The following is a 17,869-nucleotide window of genomic DNA, read 5'->3' as shown; positions in this document are numbered from 1 at the left end:
GTCTCGACGATGTCCCGCATCCGGCCGCTGCGGGACCGGCGCAGTTCGCGCAGCAGGAAGTCGTCGACCGGCTGGGCCTTCCTCCGCTGCCTGCGCTCGACGTCGCGCGGCGACGGTGCCCCGGGGACGTCCGGAGCGGTCTCCGGGGCGGTCTCCGGAACGGGCCCCGGAGCCGTCTCCGGTACGACGGTGTCCTCGTCGGCCGCGGACGGTACGGCCGCTTCCCGCTCGGGCGCCGACGCACCGGTCCGCGGCGCACCGGCCTGCGGCGCGCCGACCCGGGCGATGTCGTCCCGGAAGTCCTCGACGGTGCGTTCGGCGCAGCTCAGCTGCCGTCGCAGGAGCACCTCGCCGGGCGCTTCCGGCAGTGCGTTGTGCCAGCGCACGGCGATCGGGTTCGTCCAGTTGACGACGACCTGTTCCCGCGTCTCGGTGTCGAAGACGTGCCGTCGTCCGATGTAGAACGTCTCCGGCTCGGCGTCCCCGGCCTCCTGGACGTCGACCCGGCTGACGACCAGGGCTTCCCCGCCGAGACCGCCGTACGTCTCCGCCGTGGCCTCCGCGCCCTGGCGGACGGCGATGCTGTCCTTGCCGCTCGCGGAGGCCGTCGCCGCCGTCTGGGCGGTCAGCTCGGTGAGCCTCGCCTCGTAGCAGTCGTAGGCGCGGTCGACGGCCTTCTGCTCGACGGCGATGGCCGCGTCCCGTGATGTCGTGCTCACGTTGCTCACGTTGCTCACGTATGTGATCCCCTCCCGCAGCGCCGCACGCGCTGTCGCGGGCCGGAGCCCGCCTGTCCCCACCTACAGAAGTAGCAGAAACCACTGCGCGAACTGCAAGGGAAGGGAGGAAGACCGGTCCCTTTCAGGAAAGATCCGGAGGGCCGCTCGGCACCTCCGCCCACACGGTCTTGCCCACCGGGTGACGGCCCGCCGTGCCCCAGCGCACGGCCAGGGCGTCCACCAGGAGCAGACCGCGGCCCGACTCCCCGTCGGGGAGGGGCTCGGGCGGGGCGGCGGGCGGCCGTTGCCCTGCGGCCGCGTCGGCGACCTCGACCCGCACCAGGCCCGTCGCCGTGTCCAGACGCAGCCGGAGGTGGGCCTCGTGCCCCGGCACCCGGCCGTGCCGCACGGCGTTCGCGGCCAGCTCGCCCACGACGAGGGCGACCGCGCACGACGCGTCCGACACCGGCGGGTGCCCCCACTCCTCCATCCACCCCACGGCGAGCCGCCGGGCGAGTCGGGCACCTCGTGGCGTCGCGGCGAACCCTGCTTCGGCCGCGGGGTGTTCGGTGCTCGTGCGGGGCCCCTCGCCCGAGGTGGTCGGTCCTGTCGTCAGCACAGCGTGCCCGTCCTTGCCTGTCGTCTCCTCCGACGCCCCGCAGCGTGCGCGAGTCGTCACGTTCCGCACTCAAGGGTCGTCGGGCGGCCCTACGCTCGAAAGGTGACAGAGCCTTACCTTTCGGCTCGTAAGGAACGGAAGTGACGCCTTGGCCAACGGAATCGACCCCAGTACGTCGATGGCGGCGCTGTTCGGTGCGCGCGTACGCAGACTCCGGACGGCGGCCGGCCTGACCCAGGCGGAACTCGGCCAGAAGACCCACGTCGTGAGCACGCGCATCACGCAGATCGAACGCGCCTCCGGAGCGAAACCGACACTGGAACTGGCGCGAGCACTGGATGCCGCCCTCGGGGCGGACGATCTGCTGGTGGAGTTGTGGCCGTACGTGTACCGGGAGGCCTTCCCGGACTGGTCACGGAAGTTCATGGCGTATTCGGAGAGGGCGGTGTCCATCGGGGAGTACGCAGCACATGTGGTGCCCGGCCTGCTGCAGACCGAGAACTACGCGCGAGCCGTACTGAGCGTCGGCCTGACGCTGAGCAACGAGGCGCAGTTGGAGGAGAGGCTCACCGCCCGCATGGGACGTCAGGCACGGCTCGACTCGGCTGACCGACCCAGCCTGTGGGTCGTTCTCGACGAGGCGGTGTTGAGGCGTCCGATCGGTGGACTCGAGGTGATGCGTGAGCAGTTGGGGCGGCTCCTGGAGGCCTCAACGGAACATCACGTCACCGTGCAGGTGCTGCCGTTCGACCAGGGTGAGCACGACGTGATGGGCGGCTCGCTGACGATCCTCGCGCTGCCCGACGGCTCGGAGGTCGCCTACACGGAAGGGGCGCACTACGGCCAACTCGTCGAGGATCCAGCCGAGGTCAGGCGCTTTGCCTTCACCTACGATCGACTGAGGGCGGCAGCCCTGCCCCCGCTCATGTCGCTCGACATGATCCGATCCGTGATGGAGGGCAACCACCGTGAAGCCAAGGTCCCGTCCCGATCTGAACGGCGCCGCCTGGCGCAGGAGCAGTCACAGCAATCAGGAGGGCGGCAACTGCGTGGAGGTGGCCGAGGGGGTCACCGGCCTCGTCCCCGTCCGTGACAGCAAAGCCCCCGACGGCCCCGCTCTGACCTTCACACCGGGCTCCTGGTCGGCGTTCATAAGGGAGTTGAAGGCCGCCCGGCACCGGCTCTGAGTCGGTCAGGTACCGGTCGGGTACCGGCGCACCCCCCGTCTTCCGAGCCCGCCGGAGCCTCGCCCGCGAGGGGCCGGTGGGCCACGGGACTCCCAAAGAACCGGGTACAGAACTACCCGCCCACCCACCCTCCCGGCCCCCGTCACCCGTACGGGTGACCGGCTTGCCGGGGCGGGATACGGACGGTTACGTTCCCCCTCGACCACCGCAAACAGAGACGGCCCCCGCCGGGACTGGCATCCCGAACGAGGGCCTGACCGATCAGGAAGAAAGCACCTTCCCGATGGCTGACTCGCAGTTTAACGCGCCCGTGCGCGCCGACGCCGGAGCTCCCGCCTCCGGCGTGATCCACCTCCGCACCCGCCTCACCGCCGACTTCACGGTGATCTCCAACGCCCTCGCGCAGCGGCGCGGCAGCGCGGTGACGATCGGTGTCGCGGCGTACATCCTCTCCCTGCCCGACGGCTCCCCCGTGAGCATCGCCGCCCTGTGCGAGCACTTCACCGAGGGCGAGATCCTCATCTCGCGGGCGCTCCGGGACCTCGAAGCCGCCGGGTACCTCGAACGCCGCCGTGAGCGACTGTCCACCGGGCAGATCCGTACCCGGACGTATTTCCACACCGTGCCCGGCGGCGGCGACGACGGGCGGCCGGATCCGGACGGACCGCCCGAGCCGGACGGACCGCCCGAGCCGCCGAAGCCGCACCGGCCCCGGAAGCGGCCCACGGCCGTTCAGGAGACGCCACCCGCGGCCGAGCAAGAGGCACCGCCCGCGCTCGCCGACGCCGACCCGCAGGCCGTCGGGGTGCTGGCCGCCCTGCGCCGGGTCGATCCGCGTCTGGTCCTCTCCGCCCAGGAGGCCGCGCGGCTCGCTCCGGCCGTCGCCGAGTGGCTCGCGGCCGGCCTCGACGCACACCGCATCACCGAACTGCTCACCGCCGGGCTCCCCGACCGTTTCCGGGCCCGTCCGGCGGGCATCCTCGCCTTCCGTCTGCGCGAGACGCCCCTGCCCGCCCCGCCTCCCTCGTCCCACCCCGTCGACCGCCCAACCGCCGTCCCGCCCTTCCAGACCTGCGACGGCTGCGAGCGGGCGTTCCGCGCCCCGGAACCGGGGCGGTGCCGGGACTGCCGGGACTGCCGAGCGGGCAACGGCCTCCGTGCGGCCGGTTGAACCGGTGGCCGGGTGTGCGGTCGCCCCGCAGGCGGGAGCGGCCTCGGGACGGGGGCCGTGCGGGGACGCCCGTGCGGTTGCGGGGACGCCCGTGCGGTCAGGGGTGGAAGACGTTCTGGCCCGGGGTCAGGAGTGACCGGGGGTCGTAGGTGCGTTTGGCCTTCGCCAGGCGGGGCCAGGCCGGGCCGAAGTGGGTCTGCCAGTCGGCGGGGGTGAAGGGGATGCTGCCGACGGGGTACCAGTGGCCGCCGGCGGCCGCGGCGGTCTCGTAGGCGGAGCGGTTGGCGGCGAGGAGGCGGTCGAGGGTGGCGGTGTCGTCGGGCGGGACGGCGCCGAGGACGTCGAAGAGATACGTCACCGGCTCGTCGGAGGCGCGGAACAGCGGGGTGGTGAGGCGGTCGCGCAGCAGGGGGTAGAAGAGGATCACGCCGGGGCCCAGGTCGGCCGGGGTGAGGGCGTCCAGGAGCGGTGCGGCGACGGTGGCGGCGGAGCTGCCGGGGAGCAGCAGGTCGAGCCAGGGGTGGGCCCAGGTCCACTGGCCGGCCGCTTTCAGGGCGGCGACGGTGGGGGCCAGCCGGTCGAGGAAGTCGTAGTAGGGCAGGTCGGCGCGCTGGACGGTGGCGGGGTCGTGGCGCAGACCGCGCAGGAGGGCCGTGTCGTCCGGTGCGGGGCCGGCCGGTGGGCCGTAGGCCACCACCTCCATGACGTAGGTGCGGAACCTCCCCGCGGCGTCCGCGAAGACCTGGCCCTCCACGTAGTCGAAGCGGCCCTCCTGGGCGAGGACGCGCTGGTCTTCGAGGAAGGTCTCCAGGTGGTCGTAGGTCAGCTGGTAGTGGCGTACGGTCTCGGGCGCGCGCACCAGGCGCAGGGTGGCTTCCACGATGACGGCGCACTGGCCGAGGCCGGCCAGGACGGCGTGGAAGAGGTCGGGGCGGCGGGACGGGGAGCAGCGCAGGTACTCCCCCGCGCCGGTGACGACCCGGAGTTCGGTGACGTTGTCGACCTGGGCGCCGTGCCGGTGGGCCTGGCCGCCCAGGCCGCCCACGGACAGGGTGCCGCCGACGGAGAGCTCCAGGTAGTCGGTGAAGACGGGCGGGGTGAGGCCGTGGGCGAGGGTGGCCTTGGCCACGTCGCTCCAGCGGGCGCCGGCGCCCACGGTGACGGTCGTACTGCTCGGCCCGAGCGGGCCGATGTCCGCGAGGGTCGCGGTCTCGACGACGAGACCGCCCTCGGTCTGCGCCTGGCCGAACGCCGCGTGTCCCTGGCCGCGCGGCGCGACCGGCAGGCGGTGCTCGCCGCAGAACCGGATCATGGCGACGACGTCGCGGACGGAACCCGGGCGCAGGACGGCGGCCGGACGGCGGTGCACGATGTGGCCGAAGTCGTCCGCCGCGGCGATGAGCGACGGCTCGTCCGTGACGAGGGTCCCGTCCAGCCGGGGGATCCCCTCGATCGGCCGGGCGCCGGACGCCGGTCCGGACGCGGTGGCGGATGTCGCGCCGGACTCCGCGGCGGATGTCGAGCCGGTCGTGGCCCAGCTCCGCGTGGCGGGATCGAAGCCGATCACGGCCGTCCCGGTGACGGTGAGTCCGCGCAGGACGGTACGCCTTGACGGTGTGCGGGACATACGTGCCGCTCCCCCCTCGGATCCGAAGTGATCCGAAGCAATCCGAAGTGATCCGAAGTGATCCAATTGATCTGAGTCGGGCAAATCCACGTCAGGGTAGGGGAGTTGGCGTCACCGCGCGGGGTGTTCGGAGGCCGTTCGAGCGGTACGGCGGGTTCCGGTGGGGTGCCCTGGCCGACCCGCTCCGGTCAGCGGGGGCAGAGGCGCGTCAGGGTCCTGGGGAGGATCCGGGGGAGGTCCGGAGGAGGATCCGGGGGAGGATCGAGGGGACGGACCCGGGTAGGACGGAAGGGCAGCGCAGTGATCATCTTCGGCACCAAGGGGTACCTGTACCAGCTCGCGATACTGACGCTGGTGTGCGGGAGCTGCGGCAACCCCGCCGCGCACACGCTCAGGAAGCGCGTCACGAAGTTCACGCTCTTCTTCGTGCCGCTGTTCCCGATCTCCACGAAGTACCTGACGCAGTGCACCTTCTGCGGCACCGAGCAGAAGGTGACCGCGGAGCAGGCGCAGCAGTTGCAGGCGCAGGACGCGGGCGGGTACGGCGGTCCGGCGCACGGCCGGCCGCAGCAGCAGCCGTACCAGGGGCGGTGACGGACTTCCCGGTACGTCTTCCTCAGGTGTTCCACGTCTCGTCGTACGGGTCACCGGGCGCCGCCACGGGTCTGGCGGCGGTGACGTCGAGGAACGGGATCGGGCCGCCGTTGACCGGGTCGTGGGTCAGCCGGGGGCTGTAGGTGCCGGTGACCTCCAGCCAGGTGTCCGGCTGGAGGACCGGGGGGACGCGGCCGGTGAGGCCGACCTTGACGGGCTGGGCGTCCGCCGCGCAGCAGTTGAGGGCCATGCGGACCAGGTAGGGGGTGCCGTCGCGGTCGAGGGCGACGAAGCCGGTGAGGGCGACGCGGCGGCCGGTGAGGGTGCGGCCGTGGTCGTAGGCCGCGCGGCCCGCGTAGTCGGCGACCGCCAGCGGGAGGGGGTCGGTGGCGGGGAGGGCGGGGTAGGCGACCGGTTCCTGGAGGGCCGTGCCGGTGCGGGTGGCGGTGTACGAGCCCAGGGCCGGCGGGGCGACGAGGATCAGCGCCAGGAGGGGGAGCAGGAGGAGCCAGGAGACGCGGGGTTCGGGGTGGGCGGCCGTCTCCCGGTGGCTCGTCTCCCGGTGGCTCGTCTCCCGGTGGCTCGCCTCCCCCGGTCGCTGCGGTCGCCGGCGCCACTCGTACCACCCCGTCGCCAGCGCCGTGGCGATCAGGACGGCGCCGGACGCCAGGAGGAGCGGTTGCAGGCCTGCCTTGACGTAGCGCAGGTAGAGGTCGGTGGTGCCGGCGTGCAGGAGGCTCGCGCCGAGCAGGAACAGGAGCGCGGCCTGGGCCTGGCGGTTCACAGGAGCACCGCCCCGGTCAGTGCCGACACGGCGACGGCGAGGACGAAGGTCGCCGGGGCGAAGCGCAGGGCGAAGGCGCGGCCGAAGGTGCCCGCCTGCATCGCGAACAGTTTGAGGTCGATCATCGGGCCGACCACCAGGAAGGTGAGCCGGGCCGTGAGCGAGAACTGGGTCAGCGACGCCGCGACGAACGCGTCCGCCTCCGAGCAGAGGGACAGCACCACGGCCAGGACGGCCAGGGCCAGGACCGCCACCGCCGGATGACCGGCGGCCGTGCGCAGCCAGGTCTCCGGGACGGCGGCCTTCAGGGTCGCCGCCGCCATCGCGCCGACGACGAGGAAGCCGCCCGCGTGCATCACGTCGTGCCGCACCGAGCCCCAGAAGGCCTCGCCCCTGCTCCGCCCCTCGTGCGGGGCGTGCGACGGCGGGCGCAGCCAGTCGGTGCGGCCCAGGCGGTGCCACAGCCAGCCCATCGCGCACGCCACGAGCAGGCTCGCCGCGAAACGGGCCAGGACCATTTCGGGGGCGTGGGGGAAGGCGACGGCCGTCGCCGTCAGCACGATCGGGTTGATCGCCGGGGCGGAGAGCAGGAACGCCAGGGCCGCGGCGGGGGTGACGCCCCGGCGGACCAGGGCGCCGGCGACGGGCACGGACGCGCACTCACAGCCGGGCAGCACCGCGCCCGCGGCCCCCGCCACCGGAACCGCCAGCGCGGGGCGGCGGGGCAGGGCGCGCGCGAAGAACGACGGGGGGACGTACACGGCGATCGCCGCCGACAGCAGGACGCCCAGGACGAGGAACGGCAGGGCCTGGACGACCACGGCGAGGAAGACCGTCGTCCAGCTCTGCATCACCGGCGCGGCCAGGGCGCGGCGGATCGGGCCCTGGAGCAGCACCAGCAGGAGCAGGGTGAGGGTGAGGGCCAGGGGGGACGTCAGGCGCCCGGTCTCCGGGGGCTTCCGCGCGGGGGCCCGGGACGCGGCCGCGGGCCGCTCGGACTCACCGGACGACTCCGGCAGCGGGTCCCGCAGCCCGTCCGGCAGCGGCAACGGCCCCTGCTCCGGCACCGGCACCGGCACCGGGTCCCGCAGCAGGTCCGGCGCCGACTCGCGCAGCGGGTCCGGCTCCGGCTCGCGCAGCGGGTCCGGCTCCGACTCGCGCAGCGGTTCCGGCTCCGGCTCGCGCAGCGGGTCCGGCACCGGCTCCGGCTCCGGCAGCGGGCCCCGCAGCAGGTCCGGCACACGCTCGGGCAGCACGTCCGGCAGCAGCACCGGCTCCCGCACCGGCTCCGGCACCGGCTCCGGCTCCCGCACCGGCTCCCGCAGCGGGTCCGTCGGTGGCCCCGGCCGTCCCCGGGACGGCGCCGGGAGCTCCCCCTCGTCCGACGGGGCTCGTGTGATGGCCACGGGTGGGCACCTCCGGATCCGTGTCTGTCCCTCCCCTCCCCTACGGCCGGACGGCCGCCCGCGTTCAGCGCACCTCTGGAACCACCCGTCCCGGTGGGGCAGTCTTCTCCCTCGTGGGGAGCGTTCCGAATCAGAGTGGGCCGTCGGGTGAGCCCGTCGGGCACATGGTGGTGTGCGGTGACGACGGGCTGGCGCACCGGCTGGCCGCCGAGTTGCGGCAGGTGTACGGGGAGCGGGTCACGCTCGTCGTGCCGCCCTCCGAGCGGACGGTGCGGCCGCCGGTCGTCGGGCGCGCCCGTGCGGTGTCGGCGGCCTTGCTCGACCGGGTGGTGAGCGCGGCCGTCAACCGGGCCGTCGGCAGCGGCGGCAGCGGCGGCAACGGCGGCAGCGGTCCGCCGGGGGGCGGCGCCGGCAGTGGTGCGTCCGGGGGCGGCGCCGGCGGCGGTGACCCCGGCGGCGGGCCCGAACTGGAGGCCGCCGAGCCCACCGAGGCCGTCCTCGCCGAGGCCGGGGTGGAACAGGCCGCCGCGCTGGCCCTGGTGTACGACGACGACGAGCGGAACATCCGCGCCGCCCTCACCGCCCGCCGGCTCAACCCCCGGCTGCGGCTCGTGCTGCGGCTGTACAACCGACGGCTGGGGCAGCACATAGAGGAACTCCTCGACCAGGCGGCCGCGTTGGCCTCGGGGGGCGCCGAGCGCGCGGTCGGCGACGCCTCGACCACCGTCCTGTCCGACGCGGACACCGCCGCGCCCGCGCTCGCCGCGACCGCCGTCGCCGGGACCACCAAGGTCGTCCAGACGGACGGCCTGCTGCTGCGGGCCGTCGAACGCCCGCCGCCGGGACCGGGGCAGGCCGCCGGCGCGGGTCGGGCCACCCCCACCCTCGCGCTGCTGTCCTCGACGGGCAACGACCCCGCCTTCGCGGACGGCTCCGAGGCCAGCGGGGAGCAGGGGCCGGTGCTGCTGCCGGACGCGGCGACGGTGGCCGCGGCGACCGGGCGGGGCAGCGTCGTCCTGGAACAGGTGGCGTACACGGCCGGGGGCGCGCTGCCGGCCGGGCGGGGTGTCGGGATGGTGCCGCCGTTCGCCTCGCTGTTCTCCCGGCGGCTGCGGTGGTCGCTGGCCGGGCTGGTGGGCTGTGTGGTCGCGCTGGCGGTCGCGCTGTGGCTGGTGACCGGGATCCATCCGCTGGGCGCGGTGTACCTGACGCTGCTGGACCTGTTCGCGATCAACGAACCGGCGCTCGGGTCGTCGACGGAGCGGCAGGTGCTGCAACTGCTGTCCGGGCTGATGGGGCTGTTGCTGCTGCCGGTGCTGCTGGCCGCGGTGCTGGAGGCGCTGGGGACGTTCCGCGGGGCGGGGGCGGTGCGCAGGCCGCCGCGCGGGCTCGGCGGGCATGTGGTGCTGCTGGGGCTGGGGAAGATCGGGACGCGGGTGCTGACCCGGCTGCGGGAGCTGGGCATCCCCGTGGTGTGCGTCGAGGCCACACCGGAGGCGCGGGGCGTCTCGGCGGCGCGGCGGCTGCGGGTGCCGGTGGTGTTCGGCGACGTCACCCAGGAGGGGGTGCTGGAGGCGGCCAAGATCGGCCGGGCGCACACGCTGCTCGCGGTGACCAGCTCCGACACCACGAACCTGGAGGCCGCCCTGTACGCGCGGTCCCTGCGGCCCGATCTGCGCGTGGTGCTGCGGCTGTACGACGACGACTTCGCGACCGCCGTGTACCGCACCCTGCGGGCCGCGCACCCGCAGGCGCTCACCCGGAGCCGGAGCGTGACGCATCTGGCGGCGCCGTCGTTCGCCGGGGCGATGATGGGGCGGCAGATCCTGGGGGCGATCCCGGTGGAGCGGCGGGTGCTGCTGTTCGCCGCCCTGGAGGTCGGCGCGTACGCGCAGTTGGCCGGGCGGACGGTCGGGGAGGCGTTCCGGGCCGGGTACTGGCGGGTGCTGGCGCTGGACATGGGCGAGGAGGGCCCGGGCGGGTCCGAGCTGGTGTGGGACCTGCCGGAGACGTACGTCCTGAGGGACGAGGACCGGGTGGTGCTGGCGGCCACCCGGAAGGGGCTGGCGGAGCTGCTGGGGCGGAGGCGGCGGGGCAGCTCTGGGTCTCAGGGGCGGTGACCACCGCCCCTGAGACCCCTGCTCCTCCCGTCCCGGTCGCCGCTACGCCCCCAGGTGCCGCTCCGCGAACTCCAGCTCCAGCCGTACCTGCTTGATCCGCTCCTCGACCACCAGCGAGCCGTGCCCGGCGTCGTAGCGGTAGACCTCGTGGGTCGCGCCGCGGGACTCCAGGCGCTTGACGTAGTTGTCGATCTGGCGGATGGGGCAGCGGGGGTCGTTCACGCCCGCGGAGATGTAGACCGGGGCCTTGACCTGGTCGACGTAGGTCAGCGGGGAGGACGCCTCGAAGCGCTCGGGGACCTCCTCGGGGGTGCCGCCCAGGAGGGTGCGGTCCATGGCCTTCAGGGCCTCCATCTCGTCGTGGTAGGCCGTGACGTAGTCGGCGACGGGGACCACGGCGATGCCCAGCGCCCACGCGTCGGGCTCCACGCCGAGGCCGAGGAGGGTGAGGTAGCCGCCCCAGGAGCCGCCGGTGAGGACCAGGCGGTCGGGGTCGGCGAGGCCGGAGTCGATCGCCCAGGCGCGGACCGCCGCGATGTCCTCCAGCTCGATCAGGCCCACCCGGTGCTTCAGCGCGTCCGTCCAGGCCCGGCCGTAGCCGGTGGAGCCGCGGTAGTTCACCCGGACGACCGCGTAGCCGTGGTCCACCCAGGCCGCCGGGCCCGCCGCGAAGGAGTCGCTGTCGTGCCAGGTGGGGCCGCCGTGGATGTCGAACACGGTGGGCAGCGGGCCGGTCGCGCCCGCCGGCTTCTGGACCAGGGCGTGGATACGGCCGCCGGGGCCCTCCACCCACACGTCCTGCACCGGGACCGAGCCGGGGGACTTCATGCCGGGCGGGTCGAGGACCACGGCGCCCGTCGTGGAGCGGACCGCGGGCGGCCGGGCGGCGGAGGACCACAGGTACTCCACGCTGCCGTCGGGGCGGGCGGTCGCCCCGGACACCGTGCCCGCCGGGGTCGGCACCCGGACCAGCTCGCGGGTCGCCAGGTCGTAGCGGTACAGCTCGCTGCGGGCCTCGAAGCCGTGGGCGACGAGCAGGCCCGAGCCGTCCGGGTACCACTCGGCGCTGACGTCGCCCGGCAGGTCCAGCGCCAGGTCGGTCTCCGCGCCCGTCGCCACGTCCCACACCAGCGGTTCCCAGCGGCCCCGCCGCTGGTGGCCGATGAGCAGGCGGGTGTCGCCGTCGACGGGGGCGAAGCCCAGCACCTCCAGGCCCAGCTCCCGGGTGCCGCCCCGGGTGTCGTCGAGTTCGGCGACGGTGGTGCCGTCGGGGCGCAGGACGCGCAGCGCGGAGTGCATGGCGTCGCCGTGCTCGGTGTGCTCGATCGCGACGAGGGAGCCGTCGTGGGAGAGGTCGCCCACGCCCGCCGACTCACGGTGGCGGTACAGCTCGAAGGGGGGCTCGCCGGTGCGGGCCACGTGGATCGTGGTGCCGTCCTCGTCCGTGGACCGGCCCACCACCGCCGTACGGCCGTCGCGGCCCAGCGCCAGGCCCGCCGGGTACGACGGGTCCAGGCCGGGTGCCGCCAGTTCGTCCTCCCCGCCCTCGAAGGGCTGGCGGCGCCAGACGCCGAACTCGTCGCCGTCCTTGTCGTCGAACCACCAGATCCACGCGCCGTCCGGGGAGAGCACGCCGTCCGTGGTGCCGTTCGCCCGGTTCGTCACCTGGCGCTGCTCGCCGGTGGAGCGCTCCCATGCGTACAGCTCGTACGTCCCCGTCGCGTTCGAGACGAACAGGGAACGGTCGGGCGCGTCCTCCGCCCAGTCGGGCAGCGACACCCGGGGCGCCCGGAAGCGCCTCTCCCAGTCCGGCATCTCCTCGTACCGCTGCGGTGCGGCGGACCCGTTGCTCTCAGTCATGGCCCCATACTGCCCGCCCGCGCGGACAAACGACCGCTCCCCTCCCCAGCCTGTGGAAAACTTCGGCCTCATCCCCACACCCCGGCGACGGGTTCCCCGCACGAGACCCGTACCGTTGAGGTCGTGTACCGGTTTCTGCTGACGCCCCGCTGGTGGGGGATCAACGTCTTCGTGCTGCTGGCCATCCCCTTCTGCGTCTTCATGGGGTCCTGGCAGCTGAGCCGGTTCGAGGCGCGGGTCGACGACCACCGCGCGGCGGAGGCGCAGGTCGAGTCCGCCCGCGAGGAGGCGGCGCGGCCGCTCGCCGAGATGCTGCCCGTGGACAAGGCGACCTCCGGCAAGCAGGTCACCGCCACCGGCCGGTACGCCGACCAGCTGCTGGTGCCCGACCGCGAGCTCGACGGGAAGAACGGCTACTACGTCCTGACCCTGCTGCGCACCGACGGCGGCGAGGCGCTCCCTGTGGTCCGCGGCTGGCTGCCCGGTACGGCCGACCCGGCGAAGGCCCCGGCGCCGCCCACCGGCGAGGTCACCGTCACGGGCGCGCTCCAGGCGTCCGAGACGCCCGGCAGCGACGGCGTGAGCGCCCGCGGCGGCCTGCCCGCCGGGCAGACGGCCGCGATCAGCGCGGCCTCCCTGGTCAACCTGGTGGACTACGACCTGTACGACGCGTGGGTCACGCTCCGCACCGCCGACGCGGGGATGACGGCGGTGCCGGCGAGCGCGCCCGCCGGCAGCGGGCTGGACCTGAAGGCGTTCCAGAACCTCGGGTACACCGGCGAGTGGTTCGTCTTCGCCGGGTTCGTGGTGTTCATGTGGTTCCGGCTGCTGCGCCGTGAGGCGGAGTTCGCGCGGGACGCGGCACTCGGCCTCGCCCCGGACGGGCCCGGAACCGACGGAGCCGGAACCGACGGAGCCGGAACCGGAACCGAGGCGGCCGGACCCGAAGGGACCGACGGGACCGACGGGACCGATGGGACCGACGGGACCGATGGGACCGATGGGACCGATGGGACCGCCGGGACCGGATCCGGCCCCGCGGTGTCCGCCGGGGCTCACGACGAGGCCAGCACGCCCGTCCGGTAGACCGTCCCGGCGCACGCGTTCGACACCGTCGCCGACACCGTCGGGACGCCGGCCTCGGCGGTGTACGTCACCACGACGCTGCCGTCGGCCGTGCCGTCCGCGACGAGCAGCTGGGCCGCGGTGCCCTCGGTCTCGGTGGTGGTCGTGGAACCGGTGGTGCCCGTCTGCTCGCTCGGGCTCGGGTCGGGGGAGGCCGTGCTGCCGCCGTCGCCCCCCGTGCTGCCGCCGCTGCTGCTGCCGCCGGTGGTGGGGCAGGTCTCGGACGGCACCCAGGCGAACTTCACGTCGTAGGCCGAGCCCGGGGCGAGGGAGAGCTGGGAGACGTAGAGGGAGGGGTCGGGCAGGCCGGCCGCCGCGTCCCCGGAGACGTGCTCCACCACGCTGATCTTCGTGGCGTCGGCGGCGCCCTGGGCGGTGGGCGTCACCGAGACGCTCCCGCCGACGGTACAGGCGCTGCCGGAGACGTTCACGACGCGGAAAGTGCCGTAGACGGTGCCGGCCGAGTCGGGGACCGCGACGGCGGCGGAGGCGTCGCCGAGCTGGGACGCCGTGCAGGCGGTGGCGTCCGCCTCGACCGAGGAGCCGGATCCGGTGCCGTCCCCGGTGCCGTCGGTACCGCCGGGGTCCTTGCCCCGGCCGGTGCCCTCGGTGGTGTCGTCGCCCTGCGCGCCGGTCCCGCCGACCGAGCCGCCGGCCGTGCCGGAGGAGTCGCTGTCGGGGGTCCGGCCCTCCCCTGCGCCGCCCTGGGCCTGGGACGCCTGGCCGGCGATGGAGGGGCTGGCGTCGGAGCCGCCGGCGCCGGAGACGTGCCACAGGGCGGGGACGGCGGTGCCGACGAAGAGGGCCGCGGCGGCCATGCCGACGGCGGCCTGCCGCTTGCGGGCCCGGCGGGCCGGGACGGCCCGCCGGAGGTGGTCCAGCGTCCCGTCGCGCGGCTCCATCTCCTGGACCGCCTGGTGCAGCATCCGGCGCAGTGCCAGCTCGTCCGAGTCGAGCCCGTCGGGGCCCTGGTCGTCGAGGTGGTGGTTCACGGTTCCGTTCCCAGCGTGCGATTGCTTCGGCTCTTGCTCGTGCGGTGCCCGCCCCGGCTCCCGCTCCACGGACGACTCCCGCCCCGTGAACGGCTCGCGCCGCTCCCGGTCACCCGTGCCGTCCCCGCCGGCCCGCCCGCTCACGTCCGCGCCTCCATGGCGACGCGCAGCGCGGCGATGCCGCGGGAGCCGTACGCCTTCACCGAGCCGAGCGAGATGCCGAGGGTCTCGGCGACCTGGGCCTCGGTCATGTCGGCGAAGTAGCGCAGGGACAGGACCTCGCGCTGGCGGCGCTGGAGCCCCTTCATCGCCTTGATGAGGGAGTCGCGCTCCAGCTGGTCGTAGGCGCCCTCCTCCGCGCTGGCCATGTCCGGCATCGGCTTGGACAGCAGCTTCAGTCCGAGGATGCGGCGGCGCAGGGCGGAACGGGAGAGGTTGACGACCGTCTGGCGCAGGTAGGCGAGGGTCTTCTCCGGGTCGCGGACGCGCTTGCGCGCGGAGTGGACGCGGATGAAGGCCTCCTGGACGACGTCCTCGCAGGAGGCGGTGTCGTCGAGGAGGAGGGCGGCGAGACCGAGCAGCGAGCGGTAGTGCGCCCGGTAGGTCTCGGTGAGGTGGTCGACGGTCGTTCCGGCCGCGACACCGTCGTCCGCGGGGGCCGCGCCGTCACGCTGGCTGGGTATGCGGGCGGGCCGCGCTGCGGGCATGGGCGCGATCACCGGCATGCCACCGGGCGCCCCGGCCGGGCGGCGGGGACGGAGGGCGGTGCGGGGCGGCCGCAGGGCGGTGCCGCGGGCCGCCGCGGGGAAGTCGAGTACCTCTGCCACGCCAGTTGGACACCCGTCCCCCCTCGGGGGTTGTACACGTCCGCCGTCGCGTTCGCGCCGTACGGCGGTACACGGGTGACCGGCACCGTTCCGGGCGCCCGTCTCGCGCCGGCCGGCTTCCCCGCCGACGGCGCCTCACATGCCCTCATGCGTCCCGCTCTTCCCCTGTGGTCCATAGGAACGGGCGCCCCCACGCCCCGATCACGGCGTCCCCTGTGCGCCGGGATCACGTCTGCGCACCCCGGAGGGTGACGGCAAAGACGCTCCCCGCGTTCCGCACGGTTGCGGAACACGGGGAGGAAAATCTTCGGATGCCGACAGGTCCCAGGACAAGTGGTCCGGACCACCGACCGGCTCACATCCGTGCTGAAGATCCTACAAACCTGCCATGCCGTGGCCAGCGTTTTTTCGGCCCCTTCACCGGGTCACGACAGCTCCGCCGCCACCAGCTCCGCGATCTGCGCGGTGTTCAGGGCGGCTCCCTTGCGCAGGTTGTCGCCGCACACGAAGAGTTCGAGCGCCGTGGGGTCGTCCAGCGCGCGGCGCACCCGGCCCACCCAGGTCGGATCCGTGCCCACGACGTCGGCGGGCGTCGGGAACTCCCCGGCGGCCGGGTCGTCGCACAGGACCACGCCCGGCGCGGTGGCGAGGATCTCGCGGGCCCGCCCGACGGTGACCTCGTCCTGGAAGCGGGCGTGGACGGTGAGGGAGTGCACGGTGACCACCGGCACCCGTACGCAGGTCACGGCGACGGGCAGCCCCGGCAGGCCGAGGATCTTGCGGGACTCGTCCCGCACCTTCATCTCCTCCGACGACCAGCCGTCCTCGCGCAGCGACCCGGCCCACGGCACCACGTTCAGCGCGACCGGCTCCGGGAACGGCCCGGTGCCGTCGCCCACGGCCCGCCGTACGTCACCGGGGCTCGTCCCCAGCTCCGTACCGGCCACCAGGGACAGCTGCCGGCGGAGCGTCTCCACCCCGGCCCGGCCCGCCCCGCTGGCGGCCTGGTACGACGACACCACCAGCTCGCGCAGCCCGAACTCGGCGTGCAGCGCGCCGAGGGCGACGATCATCGACAGGGTGGTGCAGTTCGGGTTCGCGACGATCCCGCGCGGACGCGCCCGCACCATGTGCGGATTGACCTCGGGGACGACCAGCGGCACGTCCGGGTCCATCCGGAAGGCGCCGGAGTTGTCGACGACGACCGCTCCCCGGGCGGCGGCGAGCGGCGCCCACCGCTCGGCGACCTCGTCGGGCACGTCGAACATCGCGACGTCGACCCCGTCGAAGGCCTCCTCGGTGAGCGCCTCCACCTCGACCTGTTCGCCGCGCACGGCCAGCTTGCGGCCGGCCGAGCGCGGCGAGGCGATGAGCCGGATCTCGCCCCAGACGTCGGCGCGCTGGGACAGGATCTGGAGCATGACCGTGCCGACCGCCCCGGTCGCTCCCACGACCGCGAGCGTCGGGCGCCCGGTCACACGGGGGCCCGTCATCAGCGCCCGGTGCCTCCGTAGACGACGGCCTCGTCGCTGTCGGAGTCGAGCCCGAAGGCGCTGTGCACGGCGCGCACGGCCTCGTTGACGTCGTCGGCGCGGGTGACGACCGAGATGCGGATCTCGGAGGTCGAGATGAGCTCGATGTTGACGCCCGCGTCGGCCAGCGCCTTGAAGAAGTCGGCCGTGACGCCCGGGTTGGTCTTCATACCCGCGCCGACCAGGGAGATCTTGCCGATCTGGTCGTCGTAGCGCAGCGAGTCGAAGCCGATGCCGGACCGGTTCTTCTCCAGGGCGTCGATGGCCTTGCGGCCCTCCGCCTTCGGCAGCGTGAAGGAGATGTCCGTCAGGCCGGTGGCGGCGGCGGACACGTTCTGCACGATCATGTCGATGTTGATCTCGGCGTCGGAGATCGTGCGGAAGATCACGGCGGCCTCGCCCGGCTTGTCCGGCACGCCGACGACCGTGATCTTGGCCTCGGAGGTGTCGTGCGCGACACCGGAGATGATGGCCTGCTCCACCTGCTTGTCCCCTTGCTCGATCGGCTCGCTGCTGACCCACGTGCCCTGGAGTCCGCTGAAGGACGAGCGGACGTGGATCGGGATGTTGTAGCGGCGCGCGTACTCCACGCAGCGGTGGAGCAGCACCTTGGACCCGGAGGCAGCCAGTTCGAGCATGTCCTCGAACGAGATCCAGTCGATCTTCCGGGCCTTCTTCACCACGCGCGGGTCGGCGGTGAACACACCGTCGACGTCGGTGTAGATCTCGCACACCTCGGCGTCCAGCGCGGCCGCGAGCGCGACGGCGGTGGTGTCGGAGCCGCCGCGGCCCAGCGTGGTGATGTCCTTGGTGTCCTGGCTGACGCCCTGGAACCCGGCGACGATGGCGATGTTGCCCTCGTCCAGCGAGTCACGGATCCGGCCCGGCGTCACGTCGATGATCCGGGCTTTGTTGTGGACCGAGTCGGTGATGACACCTGCCTGGCTGCCAGTGAAGCTCTGGGCCTGGTGGCCCAGGTTTTTGATCGCCATGGCCAGCAGGGCCATGGAGATCCGCTCTCCGGCGGTCAGCAGCATGTCGAGCTCGCGCCCGGCAGGGATCGGGGAAACCTGCTCGGCGAGATCGATCAGCTCGTCCGTCGTGTCGCCCATCGCGGAAACCACGGCGACCACCTGGTGGCCGTTCTTCTTGGCTTCCACGATCCGCTTGGCGACGCGCTTGATGCCCTCGGCATCGGCTACGGAGGAGCCTCCGTACTTCTGCACGACAAGGCCCACGTGCGCTCCTCGCTCAGTTTGTCTCTTTCCGCACATACGCCCTTGTACTGCGGGTCGGCTCAGTGTAA

Annotated in this window: 15 protein-coding genes; 6 read left to right on the top strand and 9 right to left on the bottom strand. The window is 73.8% G+C overall.

The genetic code is table 11. The annotated features are described in order from the left end of the window. Positions 1-861: 861 nt before the first annotated feature. A complete protein-coding gene (locus ACFYWQ_RS26170) occupies positions 862-1,335 on the bottom strand; it encodes an ATP-binding protein (protein ID WP_389519422.1) in 474 nt (157 codons plus the stop codon). Between the two features lie 181 nt (positions 1,336-1,516). Between ACFYWQ_RS26170 and ACFYWQ_RS26165 the strand changes: the two genes are divergently transcribed. The 3 genes from ACFYWQ_RS26165 to ACFYWQ_RS26155 all read left to right on the top strand — a co-directional run bounded on the left by ACFYWQ_RS26165 (position 1,517) and on the right by ACFYWQ_RS26155 (position 3,696). Next, positions 1,517-2,431, top strand: a complete 915-nt coding sequence (locus ACFYWQ_RS26165; protein ID WP_389519420.1) for a Scr1 family TA system antitoxin-like transcriptional regulator — start codon at positions 1,517-1,519, stop codon at positions 2,429-2,431. After that, entirely contained in the window at positions 2,388-2,525 is a 138-nt protein-coding gene (locus tag ACFYWQ_RS26160) for a DUF397 domain-containing protein (protein WP_389519343.1), read from the top strand. The genes ACFYWQ_RS26165 and ACFYWQ_RS26160 overlap by 44 nt, the downstream gene beginning before the upstream one ends. Before the next feature lie 283 nt (positions 2,526-2,808). Further along, positions 2,809-3,696 carry a hypothetical protein gene (locus ACFYWQ_RS26155; RefSeq protein WP_389519342.1) on the top strand — a complete coding sequence of 296 codons (888 nt, stop codon included), beginning with the start codon at positions 2,809-2,811 and terminating at the stop codon, positions 3,694-3,696. Between the two features lie 97 nt (positions 3,697-3,793). Here the strand turns inward: ACFYWQ_RS26155 and ACFYWQ_RS26150 are convergent, their stop codons facing one another. Continuing rightward, the gene (locus ACFYWQ_RS26150; RefSeq protein ID WP_389519340.1) at positions 3,794-5,323 is read right to left on the bottom strand and encodes an FAD-binding protein; all 1,530 of its coding nucleotides are present in this window, start codon (positions 5,321-5,323) and stop codon (positions 3,794-3,796) included. Between the two features lie 300 nt (positions 5,324-5,623). Between ACFYWQ_RS26150 and ACFYWQ_RS26145 the strand changes: the two genes are divergently transcribed. Then, positions 5,624-5,917, top strand: a complete 294-nt coding sequence (locus ACFYWQ_RS26145; RefSeq protein ID WP_389519338.1) for a zinc-ribbon domain-containing protein — start codon at positions 5,624-5,626, stop codon at positions 5,915-5,917. Positions 5,918-5,939: 22 nt separating this feature from the next. On the opposite strand, the gene ACFYWQ_RS26140 is transcribed toward ACFYWQ_RS26145, so the two are convergent. Continuing rightward, complete coding sequence (locus ACFYWQ_RS26140; protein ID WP_389519336.1) at positions 5,940-6,701, bottom strand: TIGR03943 family putative permease subunit; 762 nt, start codon at positions 6,699-6,701, stop codon at positions 5,940-5,942. Continuing rightward, positions 6,698-7,639, bottom strand: coding sequence for a permease (locus ACFYWQ_RS26135; protein WP_389519418.1), 942 nt, complete (start codon positions 7,637-7,639; stop codon positions 6,698-6,700). The genes ACFYWQ_RS26140 and ACFYWQ_RS26135 overlap by 4 nt, the downstream gene beginning before the upstream one ends. A 632-nt stretch (positions 7,640-8,271) precedes the next feature. On the opposite strand from ACFYWQ_RS26135, the gene ACFYWQ_RS26130 reads away from it, so the two are divergent. Continuing rightward, a complete protein-coding gene (locus ACFYWQ_RS26130) occupies positions 8,272-10,227 on the top strand; it encodes an NAD-binding protein (protein ID WP_389519335.1) in 1,956 nt (651 codons plus the stop codon). Between the two features lie 42 nt (positions 10,228-10,269). Here the strand turns inward: ACFYWQ_RS26130 and ACFYWQ_RS26125 are convergent, their stop codons facing one another. Beyond that, on the bottom strand, positions 10,270-12,087 hold the full coding sequence (locus ACFYWQ_RS26125) for a prolyl oligopeptidase family serine peptidase (protein ID WP_389519334.1): 1,818 nt from the start codon (positions 12,085-12,087) through the stop codon (positions 10,270-10,272). 123 nt (positions 12,088-12,210) lie between these two features. Here ACFYWQ_RS26125 and ACFYWQ_RS26120 point away from each other — a divergent pair, with 123 nt between their 5' ends. Further along, positions 12,211-13,173 carry an SURF1 family protein gene (locus ACFYWQ_RS26120; protein ID WP_389519333.1) on the top strand — a complete coding sequence of 321 codons (963 nt, stop codon included), beginning with the start codon at positions 12,211-12,213 and terminating at the stop codon, positions 13,171-13,173. On the opposite strand, the gene ACFYWQ_RS26115 is transcribed toward ACFYWQ_RS26120, so the two are convergent. From ACFYWQ_RS26115 to ACFYWQ_RS26100, 4 genes are all read right to left on the bottom strand, one after another. Further along, positions 13,143-14,204 (bottom strand): hypothetical protein, encoded by a 1,062-nt coding sequence (locus ACFYWQ_RS26115; RefSeq protein ID WP_389519331.1) that lies wholly within the window; start codon positions 14,202-14,204, stop codon positions 13,143-13,145. The genes ACFYWQ_RS26120 and ACFYWQ_RS26115 overlap by 31 nt on opposite strands. Positions 14,205-14,344: 140 nt before the next feature. After that, positions 14,345-15,031 (bottom strand): SigE family RNA polymerase sigma factor, encoded by a 687-nt coding sequence (locus ACFYWQ_RS26110; RefSeq protein WP_389519329.1) that lies wholly within the window; start codon positions 15,029-15,031, stop codon positions 14,345-14,347. A gap of 425 nt (positions 15,032-15,456) precedes the next feature. Next, a complete protein-coding gene (locus ACFYWQ_RS26105) occupies positions 15,457-16,524 on the bottom strand; it encodes an aspartate-semialdehyde dehydrogenase (RefSeq protein ID WP_389519328.1) in 1,068 nt (355 codons plus the stop codon). Next, a complete protein-coding gene (locus ACFYWQ_RS26100; protein ID WP_389519326.1) occupies positions 16,524-17,801 on the bottom strand; it encodes an aspartate kinase in 1,278 nt (425 codons plus the stop codon). The genes ACFYWQ_RS26105 and ACFYWQ_RS26100 overlap by 1 nt, the downstream gene beginning before the upstream one ends. Positions 17,802-17,869 lie beyond the last annotated feature (68 nt).

Source organism: Streptomyces sp. NPDC003247, assembly GCF_042888135.1.
GTDB lineage: Bacteria > Actinomycetota > Actinomycetes > Streptomycetales > Streptomycetaceae > Streptomyces.
This window is presented reverse-complemented; position numbering and strand designations above follow the sequence as displayed.

Excerpts from the sequence above, each read along its gene's own strand:
- ACFYWQ_RS26165 (WP_389519420.1), top strand. The coding sequence starts at position 1,517 with ATGGCGGCGCTGTTCGGTGCGCGCGTACGCAGACTCCGGACGGCGGCC.
- ACFYWQ_RS26155 (WP_389519342.1), top strand. The coding sequence starts at position 2,809 with ATGGCTGACTCGCAGTTTAACGCGCCCGTGCGCGCCGACGCCGGAGCT.
- ACFYWQ_RS26150 (WP_389519340.1), bottom strand. The coding sequence starts at position 5,323 with ATGTCCCGCACACCGTCAAGGCGTACCGTCCTGCGCGGACTCACCGTC.
- ACFYWQ_RS26130 (WP_389519335.1), top strand. The coding sequence starts at position 8,272 with ATGGTGGTGTGCGGTGACGACGGGCTGGCGCACCGGCTGGCCGCCGAG.
- ACFYWQ_RS26125 (WP_389519334.1), bottom strand. The coding sequence starts at position 12,087 with ATGACTGAGAGCAACGGGTCCGCCGCACCGCAGCGGTACGAGGAGATG.
- ACFYWQ_RS26105 (WP_389519328.1), bottom strand. The coding sequence starts at position 16,524 with ATGACGGGCCCCCGTGTGACCGGGCGCCCGACGCTCGCGGTCGTGGGA.